This window comes from Pedobacter sp. 01T416_2, from assembly GCF_056398925.1.
In genome coordinates this window covers 1-1,429 of sequence record NZ_JBFTQI010001089.1, presented here as the reverse complement: position 1 = coordinate 1,429, position 1,429 = coordinate 1, and the positions used below count along the sequence as shown (strand labels likewise).

Annotated in this window: 1 protein-coding gene; it reads right to left on the bottom strand. The window is 40.2% G+C overall.

Translation table 11 applies throughout. The features are described 5' to 3' along the window. Positions 1–1,429: LTA synthase family protein (locus AC1DPQ_RS27625; protein WP_477611548.1), on the bottom strand; the 1,429-nt coding region annotated here is incomplete at both ends.

Sequence of the window (1,429 nt, the reverse complement as noted above, 5' to 3'; positions counted from 1 at the left end):
GCCTAAGCTCTGGTAGGTGCTTATAAATGCCCTTTCTTCGCTATCTTTCATTTTAAATACATCCTGACCAAAAAACTTACTGTCGTAACTGAAATTGAGGTAACCCAAAATGGTTGGGCCGATATCAATCTGTGCGGTGAGTTTCTCGAATTTGCCTGGTGCAATGTGCCCTGGGCTGTAAAAAATCATTGGGATGTGGTATTTATCTACTGGTAATTCTACTTTACCAGCACTAGAAGCACAGTGATCGGCTACAATTATGAATAAGGTGTTCGAAAACCAGGGTTTTTGCTTTGCTTCACGTATAAATTTACCGATAGCGTAATCGGTGTATTTAACCGCGCCTTCTCTTCCCGTGTGCGATGGAATATCAATCCTTCCTTCTGGATAGGTATAGGGGCGGTGGTTCGAAACCGTCATAATTTGCGCAAAGAAGGGTTTCTTGTCTTTATAGTCTTTATCCAGTTCGCGTAACGAAAGCGTAAATAAATCTTCATCGGCAACCCCCCAGATATTTGAATAATGGATCTCTGAATCCTGAAGTGCACTTCTATCCGTTACCTGATAACCATTGTTGGAAAAGAACTCGTTCATATTATCAAAATACCCATAACCACCATAAATAAATCTGCTGTTGTAACCTTTTGAACGGAATATGCTACCTAAGGTAAACAGGTTTTTATTATCTGGCCGTTTAACGATCGATTGTCCAGGGGTAGGCGGGATGCAAAGTGAAAGTGCTTCCAGACCACGCACCGTACGCGTTCCCGAAGCGTATAAATTGTTAAAGAGCAAACCTTCTTTTGCCAGCGTATCGAGCTGTGGGGTAATGTGCTGGGTATTGCCAAAAGTACCTAAAAACTCGGCGCTTAAACTTTCTACACTGATCAGCACCACATTCATCTTATTCTCGGTACCCGAATTATTGATGGTTCTGGAGGTATTTTTAAATTCTCCCTTTGCAGTAGAATCTTGTTGCAGTAAGTGACTCAGAATAGCTTCTGCATTTTTGATCGGGAGTGTTTTATAAAAAGTATTATAATCCAGCTGATTGTTCCAAAATGCAAATCCAAAATCGTACATGCCATTGCCTGAAAGCTCGTTTACATATTGATTTTTGCTGTGATACTTCCATTTATGGCTTACACCAAAATAAGTAAGCACTGGCAGGCTCAAAAGAATCAGGGCAATTATGGTGCGTTTGCCGAAACTGGTTTTATTGGTTGTAGAGGAGGTGATGAACTTTCTTAAGAAATAAACGATTAACAAGGTAACGATAACCAAACCTACCATAATACTGTTAATGGGGTACGATTGGCGGATATTTCCAATAACTTCTGTGGTATATACCAGATAATCGACCGCTATAAAGTTATAACGGACAGAAAATTCTTCCCAGAAGAACCATTCTGAAATGGCATTGAAAATG